At 67.2% G+C, this 15,626-nt stretch carries 10 protein-coding genes; 1 reads left to right on the forward strand and 9 read right to left on the reverse strand.

The window, feature by feature from the left end; translation table 11 throughout:
- Positions 1-9 precede the first annotated feature (9 nt).
- From ACOOGH_RS04350 to ACOOGH_RS04365, 4 genes are all read right to left on the reverse strand, one after another.
- Positions 10-4,371, reverse strand: coding sequence for a hypothetical protein (locus ACOOGH_RS04350; RefSeq protein WP_420447753.1), 4,362 nt, complete (start codon positions 4,369-4,371; stop codon positions 10-12).
- Positions 4,353-5,630 carry an ATP-binding protein gene (locus ACOOGH_RS04355; RefSeq protein WP_420447754.1) on the reverse strand — a complete coding sequence of 426 codons (1,278 nt, stop codon included), beginning with the start codon at positions 5,628-5,630 and terminating at the stop codon, positions 4,353-4,355. Before ACOOGH_RS04355 ends, ACOOGH_RS04350 begins: the two co-directional genes overlap by 19 nt.
- Before the next feature lie 42 nt (positions 5,631-5,672).
- Complete coding sequence (locus ACOOGH_RS04360) at positions 5,673-6,734, reverse strand: YpdA family putative bacillithiol disulfide reductase (protein WP_420447755.1); 1,062 nt, start codon at positions 6,732-6,734, stop codon at positions 5,673-5,675.
- A 73-nt stretch (positions 6,735-6,807) separates the two neighbouring features.
- The gene (locus tag ACOOGH_RS04365; protein WP_420447756.1) at positions 6,808-7,494 is read right to left on the reverse strand and encodes a hypothetical protein; all 687 of its coding nucleotides are present in this window, start codon (positions 7,492-7,494) and stop codon (positions 6,808-6,810) included.
- Positions 7,495-7,649: 155 nt separating this feature from the next.
- On the opposite strand from ACOOGH_RS04365, the gene ACOOGH_RS04370 reads away from it, so the two are divergent.
- On the forward strand, positions 7,650-8,432 hold the full coding sequence (locus tag ACOOGH_RS04370; RefSeq protein WP_420447757.1) for a class II aldolase/adducin family protein: 783 nt from the start codon (positions 7,650-7,652) through the stop codon (positions 8,430-8,432).
- Here ACOOGH_RS04370 and lhgO read toward each other — a convergent pair.
- The 5 genes from lhgO to ACOOGH_RS04395 form a co-directional block, all read right to left on the reverse strand.
- Entirely contained in the window at positions 8,420-9,622 is a 1,203-nt protein-coding gene (lhgO, locus tag ACOOGH_RS04375; RefSeq protein ID WP_420447758.1) for an L-2-hydroxyglutarate oxidase, read from the reverse strand. The two genes, ACOOGH_RS04370 and lhgO, sit on opposite strands and share 13 nt — an antisense overlap.
- Positions 9,619-10,476 (reverse strand): hypothetical protein, encoded by an 858-nt coding sequence (locus tag ACOOGH_RS04380; RefSeq protein WP_420447759.1) that lies wholly within the window; start codon positions 10,474-10,476, stop codon positions 9,619-9,621. The genes lhgO and ACOOGH_RS04380 overlap by 4 nt, the downstream gene beginning before the upstream one ends.
- Complete coding sequence (locus ACOOGH_RS04385; protein WP_420447760.1) at positions 10,473-11,564, reverse strand: hypothetical protein; 1,092 nt, start codon at positions 11,562-11,564, stop codon at positions 10,473-10,475. Before ACOOGH_RS04385 ends, ACOOGH_RS04380 begins: the two co-directional genes overlap by 4 nt.
- An 82-nt stretch (positions 11,565-11,646) precedes the next feature.
- Positions 11,647-12,855, reverse strand: a complete 1,209-nt coding sequence (locus tag ACOOGH_RS04390; RefSeq protein ID WP_420447761.1) for a winged helix-turn-helix domain-containing protein — start codon at positions 12,853-12,855, stop codon at positions 11,647-11,649.
- A 339-nt stretch (positions 12,856-13,194) separates the two neighbouring features.
- A complete protein-coding gene (locus ACOOGH_RS04395) occupies positions 13,195-15,534 on the reverse strand; it encodes a response regulator (RefSeq protein WP_420447762.1) in 2,340 nt (779 codons plus the stop codon).
- Positions 15,535-15,626 lie beyond the last annotated feature (92 nt).

Consider the following 15,626-nt stretch of genomic DNA (forward strand, 5'->3'; position numbering starts at 1 on the left):
TCGGTCGGATCAGGACTTGGCAGAGGCGTACTTTCCGGAGGGGCTCACGTCGATCACGACAATGCCGATCTTCGCCTGTAGCTCCACAGCGAGCTGCTCTTCAAGTCGCTCCTTCAGTTCGGCGGCGGTCCGCGGCAGACGGCCGCACGGCGGTACGACCCTCATGTGTTCAGCTCCGAACCACAGCACCAGGTAGATGCCGTAGCCCTCCGATTCCGGTGCACGCGTGTACTTCGCGGCCAGTTGTTCGTCCGCCGCGCGCCAAACGGCTCGATGCAAAGTCCGCTTGATCTCCACTGGAACGGCGACGTGCGATCCGAACGCGACCCGGATATCTGCCTGGCTTTCGTCGGCGTATTGCGCTTCGGATTGCACATCCACCCCGTACGGTTGAAGTCGCAGCCCCAGATCGGAGAGAAGCGCATCTCGGCAATCGTTCTCGTGCTGCGGCCGCACCGGCCGACCCGTCTTTGGATCACGATGCCAATACTGTCGCCAGTCGTTCGTCGAGTCGTCTCGGATGCGCTCGGCGAGTTCCTCCAGCGTGTCGCGTACGAGGGCAGCGAGATCCGCCGCGCTAGCTGGACGTCCACCCTGGAGCGTCTTCTGAATCGAGGCCACCCCGGGCGTGTCGTGCTTCGCCACTCGGAGTCTCTCAGCCTGTCTCTCGCGAGCCCGTGCCAGCTCTCCGCTCCAGCCATCCAAGGCCGGATCGGTGGCGAGCGATTCCAGCACGGCGGCGGCCGCGTCGTTGGCGCGCTCGGCGAGCGCAGCGATCAGACGGTTGAGCAGCGGCTCGGCCCGGAGCTGCGCCACCTGCCGGTCGCTGAGGAAACCCACGCCCTCCGGTGGTTCGTAGCGTCGCGAGCGCTGTCCAAGCGCCCTCAGAAAGTCGGCCAGTTCCTCCGCTTTCCAGTCGTCGAACGGAAGCGAGCCTCGAAACCGATTGCCGGGCGACACGAAGAAATCGACGATGTGATGGATGCGCACGTCGCGGCCATCGACCGAAAAATCGACAAGTTCGGGCAGGCACTCTTCTCTGGCCACGAACAGCCCGGCGCACAGCCACTGAATCCGCGTCGCCACATCCATGCCTCGGCGCAGCAGTCGCTTGCGTACCACATCGGCGAATTCCGCTGGCGGCATGTTCCCCGAGTCGACGGCGGCCCACAGCACTACGCGCAGCGTCTCCACTTGCGGTCCGGTGCAGCGACTGGGGAAGGCACCGAACATCCTCGGCACGGCGAGCGGTGCCACGCTCGCGTAGGCTGGATCCCGGCTCAAGTCGCGGACATGCCGGCTTGGCCCGGCCTTCTTCCGCACTTGGGCGCGGTGTACGGCGACCAACGCGTCCGCTACCGCCTCCGGATTCGAGCTGAGGGTGCGGCGGTACCAACGGGGCTCCCCCACCTCGTCACCTTGCCCGTCTGCTCGGGCCCTACCCTCGGACTGCGGAGCGCGTGGCGTGGACGCGAGGTAGGCCTCGATCACCCTTCTCAGCCCCGGCTCGTCTCGATCATCCGATGAATCCCGAATATTGCGGCCCGCAAACAATGAAACGTGTTGTTCCGAAACGAGGTAGTAGCCAAGCGCCCGCAGCAGCCCCGCTTCGTCGAGAAGTTGCGACGGATCGTGGCCCGCGCGCTCCTCCTCCGCCAACCCCGCCAGAAAAGGGAGGGCAAAAAAGGAGAACTGCCCACGCCCGTGCATTCGAGCGGTCTCAGTCAGGCTGGGCAAGCCGTCACGCGACAACAGCTTCCGAAACCCGGCCAGCGTGGCGCGCACGAGTGCATCGTCGCCGTCGAGTCGTTGACGCAGCCGCGCCACCGGATCCGCGCTGGCCCGGTCGTCGTTCGGTTCATCGAAGTAGACCTGCGCGAGTTCATTCAAGAGGGCGGGGCGGCAGCGTCCGTCCCCCAGTTCCGCCGCATGCTCCCGTACCGCAGCCGTGTATTCCTGGCGCCGTTCCCGGATGACGCTCACGGTGGCATCATGCTGCTCCGTCGACTCGACGTTTCTGCGTTCCCAGTCTGCCAGGGCGTCCAACCTTTCGTCGTTCCACCCACGCAAGATCGGCTGGTCACGAACCGCACGCGCTAGATAGTCATCCGCCGGTGGCGGACCCCAGCCGTCTCGGGCCGACGTGGCCCAACGAAGGAGTTCAATGGCGGCGATGGGTCGCTCTTCCACGAGTCGCACTGCCGATGAGAGACACCATTCGCGGAAGTCATCGGGCGCGTCGTTGGTGATGAACTTCAGTCCAACAGGGTTCTCGAACCTCCGTTCTCCGATTTCGGATTCGCGACTAGTGAGATCTTGGAGAATGAGTTTTCGACGCACGGTTTCATGCGAGTCGAGCCAGTCCCGGATGCGCGACTCGGCGTCGGAGAAGAGACTGCTGACCGACACGCCATCGTAGTGCGCTGGCCCCAGGCCCGTGCGTGCGGCGGCCGTATCCACAAGACCAAACCAGCGGTACAGGTCCGACGCGCTAGCCTTATCTCCGAAGAGCTCGAGTCCGCGTGCAAGGAGTTCCAGCACGATGGATCCGAACCCGTCGTCCGCCAGCGCCGAAATCACGTCGCGGGCGCGGTTGCAAAGCGAGTCGAGCAGTTGGTGGATCTGCTCGGGATCCGACTCGTCGATGAGGGTGCTCCAGAACATGCTATAGGATGTGGCGCCCGGGGGGCGGGGCCGCGGAGCGAGGTGATCCCAGATCTCGGCGGGAGGGAGGTCGTGCGGATACATGCGGGCGAGCAGGGTTCCGAGCAGTTCGTTGTCATCGTCCCGCAGGCGACCCGCCTCGATGTCGGACAGGATGTCCCGTAGTACCGGGGACCGGTCGGGATGGTCGGCAAGGAGACGGTCGAGTGGCGCCAACGCCTTGCATCTGACATGATCCTGCCAGGTATCGTCACGAACGATTCGGAGCAGAGCCCGGTGCCCCATCTGGTGGTCTGCCGCCGGTGACGAGCCATGGTCGGCGCTGACAGCACGGAATCTCCAGGTGAGCCCCCCGAGCAGTCGCGCAACGAGCATCTGTCTCGCACTCGTTCGGATGGGAGAGGAGATCAACTCCCGCAGCGCGGATCCGTTGCGGCTTCCGGCCAAGGCCCCGAGCGCGGCCGACGATGGCAACGCAAGAGGGAGGCCGGGGCTGTTCTCAAGATGCCTGAACAGTGCCCGCCGCTCACCCGGCGTGAAGTCCGTCGCGTCGCCGCCGAACGCCACGGCAATCGGGTCCGCGCGGATCAGAATGGTCCGCGCCTCCGGATTCAGCGACGCAATCCACGCGGAAAGGCCTCGGAGATCCGGCAACGGGATTCCATCATGCCCCAACAGCAGTGACAGTACTCGCCGCACGGTGGTCCTGTGAGGCGTGCGGATCCGTCCGTCCACGTACCGGGCGCCCAGAAACTCTGAGATGAGCCGGTGGACGGGTGTTCGCGCGGATGAAACGCCAGCGAACAATCGCGAATCCAGAGCGGCGAGTAGCGCGTCCCGATCCTCCCCGTCCACATCGTCGTCCACGTCGCACAGGGAGAGGATGTCGGGATCGTCCGTGTCGGCCGCCGTCCAGCCCTGTTTCCCTGTGAGCAGCAGGAGAGCGCACAGCTGTCCAGCCGCGAGCAGGACCGCGTCTCGAGACGGCTGGGTCCGCGCCCGGCGGGCGTCCCGGTGCTCGGGATTTCGCTCCTTTGCAATTTCCCGGCAGGCGTTCTCGAACGCGGCCCGGGGGCTGTCGGGCCAGCCATCCGTCTCCACCGCGTCGAGGAGTACACCGAGCAATTGTGGATTCCACAGGAAGGCTTCCAGCCCGTGCTCCTGCGCCTCGAAGATGAACTCCTCGGCATCGTCCCTTCGGCCGGAAACGAGCCTGCGAACGTCGTCGCGGGACAGTGGGTTCAATGTCAGGGTCCGAATTGTCCCGGTGCCCGTAACGGAGGAGAGTTCCCGTTCATCTCCGGGCTCCAGCCAGCTACTCGTACGGCAGGCGAGGCGGAACGCGGGGGTCCCGAGTGCCTCGAGTTTCTCGACGACCTGATCTAGCGGCGTGCGGGGGTCGCCCGCAGCGGCGCGCAGCTCGTCCAGCCCGTCGATGAAGAGCGTCCGGTCACGCCATTCCGGTCGGCGCGCCGGATTGCCCCGAAGAAACTCTCGCGTCGTGAGGAAGATTCCGTCGGCCCGCTCGGCTTCGGCCCGGAACTCCGTGGTCTTCCCCAATCCGGGCTCGCCAAGCAGGACATAGCCCCGATCAGAGTCGAAGTCGGCCAGCGCGAGGCCCTCCCGTTGGGCTGCGGCATCGTTGTCCGGCGACGAGGCCGGGCTGACGGTGCGCGGTACGCGCGAGTTCATGTCTCGTTCAGCCATTCTTCGGCACCAACCGACAGGAATTCGTTAAGGGGCACTCCGCCCGTGCCAACGACCCTGGTTTCGGCATGGGGAAAGCGGTCCGCGAAGACGTCCAGCCCGGCCGTCGGCCGACCTGTTCTGCCGCTCTTGGCCTCGATCCCGAGCAGGCGGGGACCGCGCGCGAGAACGAAGTCCACCTCATGAGGAGGGTCGCGCCAATAATGCAGCCGGGTGCCTGTCGCGCGAGTATTGAACAGGTGCGCGCCCACCGCGCTCTCCACGAGTCGGCCCCAATAGGAGTGGTTGGTCCGCGCTTCTTCGAGTGTGTAGGCGGAAGGCGCCGTCATGAGCGCGGTGTTGAGCACGTTGAGCTTCGGCGACGAGGCCTTCCCCAGATGTGGAGCCGGCGTGTACCGGGACAGGCCAGTAACCAAACCCGCATCTGAAAGAAGATTGAGATATCGCGCGACCGTAGTTGTGTTACCGGCGTCCTGTAGCTGACCGAGGAGCTTGTTGAAGGAAATCAACTGGCCGGAATAGTGCGGGGCCAGTTCCATGAATTGGCGCATCAGCGCCGGTTTCGTCACGCGTGCCAGTCCGACGATATCCCGGTCGATGGCGGGCGCGATGATCGAGCGTGCGATGTGATCCCGCCAGACAGCTAGCCGCTTGGCCTCCGGTCCAGAGGAAAGTGCCCCGGGATATCCGCCAAGGAATAGGTACTGCTCGACCGTGAGGCCAAAGGCCCGCGCCATCTCCCAGAGCGACCAGTGAGAGGTTGGCAGGGTGTTGAATCGCCCCAGGAGACTCTCGTGAAGTCCGGTGAGCATGTGCCACGGCGCCGACCCGAGGAGAACGACCCGCAACCGGCGTTCCGCTCGGCGGTCCCCGTCCCAGAGTCCCTTGACGACGTTCGACCAACGCGGAGTGTGCTGAATCTCATCGAGGACTAGTACGAGACCCTCGTCCGCCCTGTCCGCCGCCCGTCGGGCGCTCTCCCATACTTCGACCAGCCACCGCTCGTCGCGGGAACCGCTCGCCGGGATCGTATCCACGCCGTCCAGAAGTCCCAGCGCGTGGGACTCATCGGGCGTGGGGTCATCGAGTGGAACGTACCAGCACGGTCGCCCGGATACTTCCAGCCGCCTGCGGGCCTGGAGGGCGATGGTCGTCTTGCCGGTCTGGCGAGGCCCCGTGATCGCGATGATGCGCATGGCCTCGTCGTTTTCCAGCATCCGCACAAGCTGTCCCACGTGGGGGCGTTCGTAGGTATTCATGCCCAACAGTACGTCGCTGAGCAAAAATACTCAAGAGCGTACCTATAGACAATTTGGGCGCCGGGATCGGCGCACGGCGCTCGCCAGGTGAGCGGCGATGCGGGCGCCGTGCTCGCGGCCGTTCTCGATGAAGATCTTGTTGGCGTTGAAGCCTGCGGCGATCACGCCCGCGATGTAGACGCCCGGCTCCGTCGTCCCCATGGTCGCCGGGTCGTGCGCGGGTATCCCCGTGTCCGGATCCGACTCGACCCCCAGGCCCTCCAGCAGCGCCGCGTCCGGCCGCCAGCCTGTCATCGCGAGTACCCAGTCGTTCGCGACCTCGGTCTCCTCCCCGGACGACTCCTCGACGATGGTGGCCTTCCCCGTGCCGAGGCGGGCGACGCGGGATCCCCAGTGCATCGGGATCTCGCCGCTCTCGATCCGGTTCTCGATGTCGGGCCGCACCCACGGTTTGACGCCGCGGTCCAGGGTGTCCGCAAAGTGCACCATGCGGACGCGCGCCCCGTTCCGGTACAGGTCGAGCGCCGCCTCGACCGCCGAGTTCCCGCCTCCCACGACGAGCACATCCTGATCGAAGAAGGGGTACGGCTCCTTGAAGTAGTGGATGACCCGCCGGTGCCGATCCTCACCTTCGAACCCGAGCCGGTTCGGTTCCCCGAATCCCCCGGTGGCGACGACAACGGCCCGCGAGGCGAGGCGATCTTCCCGGCCGTCCCGCGTGCGGGTGTGGACGGTGAAATCGGCTTCCGCTCGCTCGATGTCCGTCACGTCCTCGTACTGGCGGACCCCGATGCCGTGGTGCGCGACGACGTGCCGGTAGTAGGCGAGGGCGTCGCGGCGAGTGGGCTTCGGCTCGGGGATCGTGAACGGCACGCCCCCGATCTCCAGCCGCTCGGCCGTGGAGAAGAAGGTCATGTACGAGGGATAGTGGGTCAGCGACTCGGTGATGCAGCCGCGGTCGAGGATCGCGTAACTCAGTCCGCATTCCTTCAGGGCGACCGCCACGGCCAGCCCGCAGGGGCCGGCCCCGACGATGATCACGTCAAGCGGATCCGAGACTGATTCCGGCTCGGAGATGGAGTCCGGCGTCACCTGCACTGTCACCCGCGCTTCTCAGGAGGATTGGTGAGCGCGGGATGGTAATCACTGAGCCGGGAACGGGGAACCGCGGTGGGCGTCAGCCGCCTTCCGACCCGGCTTCTTCTTCAACGAGCGGCCCGGTACAGGTGGGTTGGCGTTCCGTCAGTGTGGCGCGATCCTCGCCTGCGAAGCCCTCCAACTCGTCGGGCGGCGTACCGACGAACGCGTAACAGGGGATGGCAGGCGCGAGTCCCCGGAATCCGGAGATCCAGGCTCGAGTCGCCGCTACCCGGGCTCCCCATCCGTCTTCGGTGCGAATCAGGTCCAGGTGGACGTATTCGGGGAGGCCGTGGTCGGAGAGTGCGCCGAACTCGGGAAGGTCGTCGAGCGCGTCGGCATGGGTTCCCCGCGACTCCAGGTGGCGATCCTGTGCCTCGATCAGGGCTTCCAGGGCGGCCTCCCGGCTCTTCCGGGTGCGCTCCGCCCAATCCTCCGTCACCACATAGGGCCCACCGACGCGGACCTCGATCCCGAAGTACTTCTCGATCCACCTCCAGCACACGACCTGTCCCCAGTATGCGTCGCGTGCCGCGTGCTCCCACTCCGACTCATCGCCCTCGAAGACTTCGTCATCGAGGATGAGAACCTTCTCGGGCATATTCGCGTCGCCTCCTGCTCGCGGAGAGCATCCGAGCGCGTCCTCCGGTCCCGGAGCGTGCCCGAAGTCGAGGGCTCCGGTGGATCCGGCGGAGAAGAGCAGGAGTGCGGCGACGATGCTGGTCATGAGATTCCTCCCCGCGGCTGGGCCTGAGGCTCCTTCCGCCCATCGAACGCGCGCCAGAGCCGCATCGTGACAGTCGGAATCCGCGCTTGATCCGGCAAGTGTCCCGCATGAGGTTGGGCGAGGTTCCGCAAGTTCGGTTCTTCAGGAGGCACGTGATGAGCACGGTAGAGACCGCATTCGCTTCCGCTCCGTCCCCCGCGGAGATGGACATCGAGGACGCCGCGATCCGGCAGGCGCGTATCGATTTCGCGGCCGTGCACCGGATCATCGTGCACGAGGACATGCACGAGGGGACGTGGAACCACTTCAGCTGCAAGGTGCCGGGCAGGCCGGGCCATCTCCTCATCACGCCGGGGCAGACGCATTTCTCGCGCGTGACGGCGAGCAGCCTCGTCGAGGTGGGTCCGGACGGGCGACCCGTGGGCGGGGCAGGGCGGCTGAACGTGAGCGCGTGGGCGATTCACGAGCCCGTCCAGCGCGCCCGGCCGGACATCATGTGCGCGCTTCACATCCACGCCCCGTACAGCACCGCCCTCGCGTCCATCGACGGATGGATGCTCGACGAGCGCGGGAGCCAGAATGCGGCGGTCTTCTACGGAAACTGCGCCTACTTCGGCTACGAAGGGATCGTCACCGAGGCGGACGAGGGCGAGCACATGGTCGAGGCCCTCGGCGACAAGCGGGTCCTCTTCCTCGCGAACCACGGCGTGCTCATGGTTGGCGACACGATCGAGAAGACGATCCTGTGGCTGTACCAACTCGAGCGTGCCTGCATGAACGAAATGCTCGCGCTGCAGACAGGCCGGAAGATCCGCCCCATCCCCGTGGAGGCCGCCCAGCAGAACGCCGCCATGTCCGTCGAATCGGCCGGCGAGGCCGGGTACCTCGAGGGCATGAAGGAAATGCTCGACGCCGAAGGCCAGGACTACGCGACCTGAGAAAGGGCGCGCTGCGCGATGTGCCCCCCGATGGCCAGGCAGGCCGTTGCAGCGGGGGAAGGCGCGTTGAGCACGTTCACGACCCCCGGTCCTTCCCGAATCACGAAGTCGTGGATCAGGGCGCCGTCGGTGTCCACGGCCTGCGCCCGGAGGCCGGAACGCCATTTATCCAGGTGGCGCATTTCGAGTTCGGGAAGCATGGCGCGGGCCTTTCGCACGACCGAGCGTCGGTGGAGCGACCGCCACTGTTCCTCGACGGCGGTTCGCCAGTGGGTCTGCGCCAGGCGCCGGAAGCCGCGGTAGCTCAGCGCCTCCAGCGCGTCGGGAAGGCGCGCCGAGAAGCGGCCGTACGCCTCCCGGCCCCAGGCCCACACCGCGTTGGGCCCGAGTTCCACGCATCCGGTCACGTTCCGAGTGAAGTGGACGCCGAGATGGGGCAGTCGAGGATCGCGAACCGGGTAGATGTGGCCCCGCACGAGGCCGGCGGCGGTTTCGGAGAGGCCCCAGTATTCGCCCCGGAAGGGGAGGACCTTGAGGTCGGGCTTGTGGCCGAGGATGCGCATCACGCGGTCGACGTGCAGCCCGGCGCAGTTGACGACGACGCTGGCCGTGATGTCGCCCGGGGGGCCGGCGAGCACGGTGTGGTGCCCGGAGCGGCGGGCTTCCCGCACCTCGAAGCCGGTGCGGATGCGGTGGCCCGCGCGGGAAAGATCCGCCGCGAAGGCTCGCGCCACGTCACCGAAGTCGACCGCTCCGGTGGCAGGGACGTGGAGCGCCTCGACGCCGCGCGCGTGCGGTTCGATCTCCGCGATGCCGCCGGGGCCGATGCGCTGCATCGCCACGCCGTTCGCCGTCCCGCGCCGTTCGAGTTCGGCGAGGGAGGTGAGCTGATCTCGCGAGGTGGCGACGACGATCTTGCCGGTGCGCGTGGTCGGAATGCCCCGCTCGGCGCAGTAGCGAAAGAGCCCCTCGGCCCCCTCGGTACACAGCCGCGCCTTGAGCGACCCGGGCGCGTAGTACAGTCCGGCATGGATGACGCCACTGTTGCGGCCCGTCTGGTGTACCGCGACCTCCGGCTCCTTCTCGAGCACCGTGAGCGAGAGGTCCGGCCGGGCCCGCCGGATCGCGTCGGCCGTCGCGAGCCCGACGATGCCGCCCCCGATGACGGCGATGTCGAACGGCTTCGTCATCCGCCTCCCGAGTCAGCTTCCTGTCCGACGACGCATTCGGGGGTCTCGCCGCGGACCCAGGCGGCGAGCATCTGCCACTCGGGGTCGTCCGTCGAGTCCCAGCGGCGGGGGCCGCCGTGGAAGTAGTCCCCGCCCGCCGTGGGGGCGAGGGGATGCGTGAGGAGTCGGCTCATCATCGGCTCGCCGGGCTCCACGTAGCGGCGCGTGACCGCAAAGTTGCCGCGCGACTCCTCCTGATTCCAGAAGTCGCGGTCCTCGGGGATGTGCCGCGCGAAGCCGCGCGCGCCGGTCTCGTGACAGTGGATGCACTCCACGTCGCCCGGACGCTTGTCGAGGTACATCCGCTGTACACAGTCCCGGAAGAAGTCGAAGTCCAGCCGGGGCGGGGCGGGGCGCTCGGCCGGATCGGCGGCCGCCACCCAGTCCGCCATCGCGCGCCATTCGGGGTCCGACTTCGACTCGAAGAACTTCCCGCCCACGTGGAACGCCGCGCCGCCCGCGGGCACCTCGAGCGCCTTCCGCAACAGACGGCTCCCGTCCGGATCGCCCGGCGTGACGAGGCGCGACACGACCTCGAAATTCCGGCGGGAATCCTCTTCCGCCCAGTACACCTCTCCGTCGTCCGTCTCTCGTAGGCGCTGAAGACGGAGCGGCGTCCCCTGCTCGGCGTGACACGTGACGCAGGGCGCGCGCCCGGGTCCCCATCCGCCCCGGTCCTCGAGGAAGATGGGCTCGACCGTCTCGCGATAGCGCTCGAAGCTCAGGGGTGCCTGGCCCATGGCCTCGCTTGCGCCGAGAGTTGACGCCACTAACGCGAGGCCGGCCGCCCGCCCGAGTTGTTGAAGCGGGCTCACGGGAACACCACGGTCTTGTTGCGCTTCGGAGTCTGTCCCACGGGGATACGGGCGATCTCCACCATCTCCTTCGTGTCGACGACCGATACGTCGTTGGAGCCCGCGTTCGCGACGTAGAGATACCGGCTGTCGGGCGTCATCGTGAGCCAGTCGGGGATGTGGCCGACCTCGACCCCGCCCAGGTACCCGAGATCCGGCAGCGACCACGCGTAGGCGTGCCCGTTGGGCTTGCTCGTGGACCAGAGTTGCCGTCCGTCCGGCGACACCGCGAGGCCGTGCCCCGGCGACCCCTGCAGCGCATCGTTCGTCACCCGCGAGATGGGAAGCGAGGGCATGTCGAGCTTCTCCACGACCTTCCGCTTCTCGAAGTCGACCACGTAGACGCCGTGATAGTTCGAGATCTGCACGAAGAGGCGCTTGGTCGATCCGTCAGGATGCGTCTCGAACGCCATCGGTCGGACGCCCCCATCGGCGTATCCTCCCGTCGTCCTCCCGCTGAAGTGGAGCGACCAGATCGCCTCGTCGATCGATGTATCGATGATCGTCAGCGTGCGCGCCCCGATCATCCCCGCCGCGACGTACCGTCCGTCGGGAGACATGAAGACGTTGTGCACCGTCCCCAGCGTGGGGATCGACTTCACGACCTCGCCCTTCTCCAGGTCCACGATGTCGACGCAGCTGCAGTCCTGGATGATCGCGACGTACACCTTCCGGCCGTCGTTGCTGATCGCGACGTTGTGCGGACGTCCCGAGAGCGGAATCCGGTCCGTGACCTCCATCACGTCCGTGGGGACGATCTCCAGCGTGCGGTGGATCTCGTTGCTGAAGTAGAGCGTCCCGCCATCCGGCGCCGCCGCGACCCCGTGCACCTTGGGGATCCCGTCGATCACCTGCACGACCTGGTTCGTGGCCGGATCGATGATGTGGACGTGGTCCCCCGCCGAGTTCGTCTGGACGATCCGCACCATCCCCTCCTGCGCCATGACGGCGGTGGCGGAGACGAGCGCCGAGGAGAGCGCGACGGCGAAAAGGCCCGGGAAGATGGTCGCGAGAGAATGGGCGCGGCAGGGCCGGAACAGGTGCTTCATCGTGAACCTCCGAAGTTCGCGAGAACCTTCCCAACGGTACGGCCCGGTAGTCTCGTCGGTCCATACCCCCGCGGGGCCGGGCTCAGCTGCTCGGTGGCATGGCGATGTCGACCGCGCCGAGGAAGTTGGCGAGGTCTGCGATGGCGTCGTCCAGTCGGGTCTTGAAACGCGCGGAGGGAGCGAAGTCCGGCTCGAAGTGGAGAGCCCGGATCTCGAGTACGCCGCGGTCTCGGTGCAGCTTGGGGTCGAGCCGGCCCACCAACCGGCCGTCGTGAAGGATCGGGAGGACGTAGTAGCCGTACCTCCGTTTCGCGGCGGGGACGTAGATCTCGATGGTGTAGTAGAAGTCGAGGAGTTCGGCTGCGCGCTTCCGCTGCCAGAGCAGGGAGTCGAAGGGGCAGATGAGCGTCGTCCCGGCGGGCTCCGCGAGCTCGTCGATGCCGTCCACGTGTTCGGGCAGGGCGTAGCAGGGGCCCCGCAGCCCTTCCACTTCCACCTCCACAATCCGCTTCTTCCGCAGGTTACGGGCGATGACGCGGCGCCGCTCGGCCGCGTTGAGTTCCGGTCCCGTGAAGTAGTTGACGAGGTGTCGCTCCGGGGCGAAGCCGCAGCCGGAGAGGGCGACGAGAAGCCAGCTGTCGTGGTACTCCGTGAGCGAGGCTGCCGGCCCGATGGGGTAGACCCGCTCCGCCACGTCGTACACGCACCGGAAGTGCCGCCGACCGCTCACCGCCACACGCCCGTCGTGCCACAGGAGCTTGAGCGACCGCTTGTCCTCCTTCAGACGCCACGCGAGCGAGTCGGTCTTCTCCTCGCGCTCGGCCGGTTGCGGCTGGAAATCGACGCTCTCCAGCGGTCCTTCCGCGCGCAGCCGCCGCAGCACACGCCGTTTCGATGCCGTCGACGTCGCGAATCGGTCCCACCACGCACGCCCCGACCAGCTCGCGGGAGGGAAGCGTCGCATGCGCCGCCGTCCGAGAGGGAGATGGGAGATGGGAAGGATCGAAGCCTCGTGTCCCCAGTACTCGTAGGCGAGGCGGTCCTCGTACACCCAGCGGTCCACGTCCGCGCGGTCGTACGGTCCGAACCGGCTCCAGAGGGTGAGGTAGTGCGCGCGGTCCACGACGTTGACGCTGTCGAGTTGGAGGGCGCCGGTCCGTTCCAGATGGCCGACGAAAGCGCGCCGGTCGAGCCGCCTGGAGCCCCGCGGCTGCGCGAGACCCTGCCGGTGCAGCCACAGCCGGACCACCGCTTCCCGCGAGATACGGATGGACCGGCCGCTCGGCGTCATTCGGGCGTCCGCCTCGAGTGTCGGCGTGGCCCGCCTTCTGCCTGGGCAAAGCGGGGTTTGCCCAGCGGGACGCAGCAACTGGCGTGGCGCCGCTCGTCGGACCAGCGGTCACGGAGTGGGGGCAGCGTGTTCCCGAACCCGAGCATGATCACACCTCTCCGTTGACTTGCCGTCGCCACTGCGCGCGCCGCGCGTTGCCCGTCCAACATAGCGGAGAACGTACACCGAGTCCGACTGCTCGGGGTGGCCTGTCGGCTTGCGGATGCGGCGGTCGCGCGACGACGGGAACAGCGGTCAGTGGGTCGAACGGCGATGCCTCGGTCGCGCTTGGTGCTTCCGCTAGCCGGGGGACAACGCCTCCGGGCGAGCGCAGCGGTAGCCGACCCCGCGCTCAGTGAAGATGTAGGTGGGCGCGGCCGCATCGTCGGCGAGTTTCCTCCGGAGCTTCTTCACGGCAGTGCGCAAACGTCCGGTGTCTTGCAAGTACCGATACCCCCACACCTGGCGGAGGAGCGCCCCGGTTGTCACCACCCGTCCTTCATTGGCAAGGAGGAGGCGAAGGAACTCGAACTCGATCGGCGTGAGAGTGATCTCTCGGCCGGCCAGACTCACCCGGCGTCGTCCACAGTCCACGGCCAGATCCCCGAGCACGAACGTCTCGGGCTCGGTCCGGCGCCGGAGCGCCGCGCGGATCCGCGCCACGAGTTCGGTGGGGGAGAACGGCTTGACGATGTAGTCGGCCGCGCCGGTCTCGAGCGCCCTGGCGATCGTCTCTTCCCGCCGGTAGCCGGAGATGAAGATGACCGGGAGATCGGCCAGTTCCGGGACCTGCTCCATGACTTGGATCCCGTCGGTCCCGGGAAGCATCAAGTCGAGGAGAACAAGGCGAGGCTTCTCGGCCCGGATGATGATGGAAAGATCATCGGGATCGCCCGCCACGATCGGGGCGTAGCCCGCCCGGGTGAGCACGTCGCGCACGTAGCGGAGGGTCTGGGGATCGTCATCGACCACGAGGATCCGGACTTGCTCCCCGTTCCCTACGGACGGCGGCCGACCATCGGGCGGTGCCCCCTCCGCGGATGTCTGCGAGGCAATCGGGATCGTGAAGGTGAAGCGCGCACCGAGGCCCGTACCTTCGCTCTCCGCCCGGATGCGACCGCCGTGCGCCTCCACGAGACCCTTGCAGATCGTGAGGCCGAGTCCCATGTCTCCCGCGAGGGTGGACCGCTTACCGAAGAGGTTGGGAAGTCGGTCGGGCGGGATCCCACGGCCCTGGTCCGCGACCGAAATCGCCACATAGCTGTCCTCGCGCACCCCCTCGACCCGGATCGGGGACGAGGGACGGGCGTGTTGGCCAGCGTTCGAGAACAGGTTGGTCAGCACCTGGACGATGCGTTCGGGGTCCGCCATCACCCACGGCAGGTCCGGCGGAAGGTCGACAACGATGGCGGGCTGCCCACCGCCGCTCAGGAAAGCGGTGCGGGCGCGGTCCACGAGCGTCATGATGCTCGTGGGCTCGGGTGCGACCGTGAGCGTGCCCGCTTCGATCCTTCCGGCGTCCAGCAGGTTCGAGATGAGTCCGCGCATGAGGTCGGCCTGACCGTCAATGATACGGAAGAACTGAAGCAGCTCGGCGCTGGGAAGAACCGGGAGCGTTCCGAGTACGGTCGCCGTCGAGCCCTTGATCGACGTGAGCGGCGTGCGAAGCTCGTGGCTCACCATGGTGAGGAACTCCGCCCGCTGCCGCTCCAGCTCTTCGAGCGGAGCGAGGTCCTGCATCGTGACCACTACCGATACGACCTCACCCTCTCCCGAACGGATCGGCGTGACGTTCATGAGCGTCCGGACGCTTCTGCCATCGGGTACCGAGAGTTCGATCTCCTCGGCGCGCAGTGTCGCGGCGCCTTCAAACTGCCGGGCCAGGGGCAACTCCTGGAGCGAGAACTCCCTCCCGTCCGGGAGTCGCGTCGTGACGATCTCCAGCAGCTGCTCCGGCGGGTGTCCGGGGGTACGCAGGCCGGTGACGATGCGCTCGGCTTCACGATTGAACGAGACTGCCCGTCCGGTTCCGGCGTCAAAGACGGCCACGCCGACCGGCGAGGTCTCGATGAGCGCCTCCAGGTCGGCCCGTGCCCTCTCGACCTTCCGGTGTGTCCGGGCGTTCGCGATCGCGGTCGCCGCCTGGGAGGCGAACAGAGTCAGGATCTCCTCGTCTTCGGAGGTGAATTCCTCGCCGCCGTCCTCCTTGTCGGCCAGGAAAAAGCTCCCGAGATGCTGGCCACGATGGCGCATCGGGGTTCCTTGGAGATGCCTCGTTCGCAACGGGTTCGGAGACAGCCCCAGCGACTCGATGTGGCCCGGAAAGTCCCCCAGTCGGATCGGCTGAGGGAGGCTCCGCAGGTGCTCGAAGAAGCGTGGCCCGTCGGGCCACTCGATCATCTTCCGACGCTCCTTCGCGGAAAGGCCCGAAGTGACGAGTTCGCAGATCTTGCCGCGCGCGTCGAGCGTCGCGATTAGGCCGTAGTCCCGACCGGTGAGCGCGCGGGCACCCTCGATGGCCGCCTCGAGTACGGTCTCCAAGTCGAGGCTCGCGTTGATGCGCAGGATCGCCTCGCTCAGCCGCGAGATGCGATCATCTGCTCCCGCGTTCCCGGGCCGTGACGGACCTCGATCGTCCATCGCTTCACTCCGGTCCAAAAAAGGGGGGTGCGGCCGAGCCGGCAGAGCCGCCACCGAGCGCTGGAGGGCACTTCAAGGCGCTCCCGGCGGGG

Origin of the sequence: Candidatus Palauibacter sp. (assembly GCF_965213655.1) — a bacterium.
Taxonomy (GTDB): Bacteria; Gemmatimonadota; Gemmatimonadetes; order Palauibacterales; family Palauibacteraceae; genus Palauibacter.

Excerpts from the sequence above, each read along its gene's own strand:
- ACOOGH_RS04350 (WP_420447753.1), bottom strand. The coding sequence starts at position 4,371 with ATGGCTGAACGAGACATGAACTCGCGCGTACCGCGCACCGTCAGCCCG.
- ACOOGH_RS04385 (WP_420447760.1), bottom strand. The coding sequence starts at position 11,564 with ATGAAGCACCTGTTCCGGCCCTGCCGCGCCCATTCTCTCGCGACCATC.
- ACOOGH_RS04365 (WP_420447756.1), bottom strand. The coding sequence starts at position 7,494 with ATGACCAGCATCGTCGCCGCACTCCTGCTCTTCTCCGCCGGATCCACC.
- lhgO (WP_420447758.1), bottom strand. The coding sequence starts at position 9,622 with ATGACGAAGCCGTTCGACATCGCCGTCATCGGGGGCGGCATCGTCGGG.
- ACOOGH_RS04355 (WP_420447754.1), bottom strand. The coding sequence starts at position 5,630 with ATGAATACCTACGAACGCCCCCACGTGGGACAGCTTGTGCGGATGCTG.
- ACOOGH_RS04390 (WP_420447761.1), bottom strand. The coding sequence starts at position 12,855 with ATGACGCCGAGCGGCCGGTCCATCCGTATCTCGCGGGAAGCGGTGGTC.
- ACOOGH_RS04370 (WP_420447757.1), top strand. The coding sequence starts at position 7,650 with ATGAGCACGGTAGAGACCGCATTCGCTTCCGCTCCGTCCCCCGCGGAG.
- ACOOGH_RS04395 (WP_420447762.1), bottom strand. The coding sequence starts at position 15,534 with ATGGACGATCGAGGTCCGTCACGGCCCGGGAACGCGGGAGCAGATGAT.